This window comes from Novosphingobium sp., assembly GCF_036733805.1.
In the GTDB taxonomy this organism is placed as follows: Bacteria; Pseudomonadota; Alphaproteobacteria; order Sphingomonadales; family Sphingomonadaceae; genus Novosphingobium.
In genome coordinates this window covers 1-2,979 of record NZ_DAIMZT010000125.1, presented here as the reverse complement: position 1 = coordinate 2,979, position 2,979 = coordinate 1, and the positions used below count along the sequence as shown (strand labels likewise).

4 protein-coding genes are annotated in these 2,979 nt (G+C 60.6%); all 4 read left to right on the top strand.

Going from position 1 to position 2,979, the window contains the following annotated elements; translation table 11 throughout:
- A partial coding sequence (locus tag V7D69_RS15705; protein ID WP_333606297.1) for an amidase family protein occupies positions 1–764 on the top strand: 764 nt, incomplete at its 5' end.
- Positions 765–806: 42 nt separating this feature from the next.
- Complete coding sequence (locus V7D69_RS15700; protein ID WP_333606296.1) at positions 807–1,094, top strand: AbrB/MazE/SpoVT family DNA-binding domain-containing protein; 288 nt, start codon at positions 807–809, stop codon at positions 1,092–1,094.
- Positions 1,091–1,528, top strand: coding sequence for a type II toxin-antitoxin system VapC family toxin (locus V7D69_RS15695; RefSeq protein WP_333606295.1), 438 nt, complete (start codon positions 1,091–1,093; stop codon positions 1,526–1,528). The genes V7D69_RS15700 and V7D69_RS15695 overlap by 4 nt, the downstream gene beginning before the upstream one ends.
- A partial coding sequence (gatB, locus tag V7D69_RS15690) for an Asp-tRNA(Asn)/Glu-tRNA(Gln) amidotransferase subunit GatB (RefSeq protein ID WP_333606294.1) occupies positions 1,521–2,979 on the top strand: 1,459 nt, incomplete at its 3' end. The genes V7D69_RS15695 and gatB, both read left to right, overlap by 8 nt.

Here is a 2,979-nt window from a genome sequence, read left to right as displayed (position 1 = left end):
CCAAGGATTCGACCTCGCTCGATCTGGCCGTGCCCCAGTGGGAGGCCAATTTGTCGAGCGATCTCAAGGGCAAGAAGGTCGGCATTCCCAGGGAATATCGCCCCGATGGCCTGAACGCGGAAATCTCCGCCATGTGGGATCGCGGCATCGAATGGCTGAAGGACGCGGGCGCCGAGGTGGTGGAAGTGTCGCTGCCGCATACCAAATATGCGCTGCCGACCTATTATATCATCGCGCCTGCCGAGGCTTCCTCGAACCTCGCCCGCTATGACGGCGTGCGCTACGGTCAGCGTGACCTGCCCGATGGGGCGGGGTTGCAGGACATGTATGCCGCGACCCGCGCCGCCGGTTTCGGGCCGGAGGTCAAGCGCCGCATCATGATCGGCACCTATGTGCTGTCGGCGGGCTTCTACGACGCTTATTATACGCAGGCGCAGAAGGTCCGGGCGCTGATCGCGCGCGATTTCGAGCAGGCGTTCGAGAAGTGCGACCTGCTGCTGACGCCGACCGCGCCGAGCGCCTCCTTCGCGCTGGGCGAGAAGCAGGCCGATCCGCTCGCCATGTATCTGAACGACGTCTTCACCGTTCCGGCTTCGCTTGCCGGTTTGCCCGCAATGGCGGTGCCGGGCGGACTGGACGGGCAAGGCTTGCCGCTGGGGCTCCAGATCATCGGCAAGGCGCTGGACGAGCAGACCGTGCTGAACGCGGGCCTCGCGATTGAAGAACGTGCGGGCTTTATGGCGCGGCCGGAGAAGTGGTGGTAAGGAAGAACTGAAAGTGTTACCTTGGTAACACTGGAGGAAGCGATGAACGCGCCGACGAAAATCGAAACTGGAACCATGACCAGTAAAGGACAGGTTCTCATTCCCAAAGCCATGCGTGAGGCTGCTGGATTAGCGCCTGGGCAGCCTTACAAAGTCATGGTGAATGAGGATGGAAAGGTTGTGATTGCACCTTTGGGATTCGGGCCGGAGGATGCCGAAGAGCGGGTAAGGCGGATGCGGGAAGCGATCATGGCCGTCGCAGGGAAATATGCCACCGGGCAAAGTACCGATGACTATATGCGCGAAATTCGTGGTGATGAAGAACCGTGATTTTGGTCGATGCCAATGTTCTCATCGACGTGTTCAATCGTGATCCGATCTGGTTTGAATGGTCTTCCCTCAACTTGCAGCGAGCGGTCTTCGGTGCCGACCTAGTGATAAATCCCGTGGTGGTGGGAGAGGCTGCACCGTGGATTGGCTCATTTGATGATTTTGGCAATATAATGACCGCCATGCTCATTCGGACTGAACCGCTTTCCATTGAAGCCGGCTATCTGGCTGGCGAAGCCTATCAACGGTATCTCGAACAAAGAAGAAAAACGGAGAAACGCGAGGGCTTGCCCAAGGCTATTTTGGCAGACTTTTTCATTGGCGGGCATGCTTTGTCGGCAGGTGCTACGATTTTGACGCGAGACAGGGATCGTTACCGGAAATATTTCCCGACGGTTCCCCTTATCACTCCCGAAATGGATCAATATGACTGAATCAACCTATCGCATTCAGGGCGCAACCGGCGAGTGGGAGGTCGTGATCGGCCTGGAAGTCCATGCGCAGGTGACGAGCCAGGCGAAGCTCTTTTCCGGCGCGGCCACGGCTTTCGGCGCGGAGCCGAACACGCAGGTGTCGCTGGTCGACGCGGCCATGCCCGGCATGCTGCCCGTGCCCAACCGCGAGTGCATCCGCCAGGCGGTGCGCACCGGCATGGCGATCGACGCCAAGATCAACAAATGGTCACGCTTCGATCGTAAGAATTATTTCTACGCCGATCTGCCGCAGGGCTATCAGATCAGCCAGCTCTACCATCCGCTGGTCGGCGAGGGCGAGATCGAGATCAATCTCGACGAGAAGAATCCCGACGCCGAAACCAAGGTGATCGGGATTGAGCGCATCCATGTCGAGCAGGATGCAGGCAAGCTGATGCACGACCAGCATCCGACCCGCTCCTATGTCGATCTCAACCGTTCGGGCGTGGCGCTGATGGAGATTGTGTCGAAGCCGGACATGCGCTCGCCCGCCGAAGCCGGGGCTTACCTGTCGAAGCTGCGGACGATCCTGCGCTATGTCGGGTCGTGCGACGGCAATATGGATCAGGGCTCGATGCGCGCCGACGTAAACGTCTCGGTCCGCAAGCCCGGTGAGGAATTTGGAACTCGCACCGAAACAAAGAATGTGAACTCGGTTCGCTTCGTCATGGCGGTGGTCGAATATGAGGCCAGCCGTCAGGTCGATGTGCTGGAGGCCGGCGGCAAGATCGTGCAGGAGACGCGCCTCTACGATCCGGACAAGAATGAAACGCGGTCCATGCGGTCGAAGGAAGACGCGCACGACTATCGCTATTTCCCCGATCCCGACCTGCTGCCGCTGGAACTGGACGATGCGTTCCTGGAGGAATGCCGCCAGTCGCTGCCCGAACTGCCGGATGCCAAGCGCCGCCGCTATGAGGAGCAGCTTGGCCTTTCCGCTTACAATGCCGCGACGCTGACGGCCGACGCCGACACCGCGCGCTGGTTCGAGGCGCTGCTGGCCGAGGGTGCGCGCATCCAGAAGAAGAGCGAGGGCGAAGTCGCCAAGGCTTCCGCCAACTGGCTGCTGTCGGAGTTGTACGGCGCGCTCAACCGGCTCGGCAAGACGCTGGACGACAGCCCGGTCAACCCGGAAGCGGGCGCGGAGCTGCTCGCGCTGGTCGCGGATGGCACGATCAGTGGCACGATCGCCAAGCAGGTGTTCGAGATCATGCTCGAAACCGGCGACAGCGCACCGAAGATCGTCGAGGAAAAGGGGCTGAAGCAGACCTCAGATACCGGCGCGATCGAGGCGGCGGTGGCCCAGGTGCTTAGCCAGAATGGCGACAAGGTCGCGCAGTATAAGGCGGGGAAGGAAGCGCTGTTCGGCTTCTTCGTCGGCCAGACGATGAAGGCGATGCAGGGCAAGGCCA

What these genes read in the sequence shown, in the direction of transcription:
- V7D69_RS15700 (WP_333606296.1), top strand. Translation starts at nt 807, where the DNA reads ATGAACGCGCCGACGAAAATCGAAACTGGAACCATGACCAGTAAAGGA.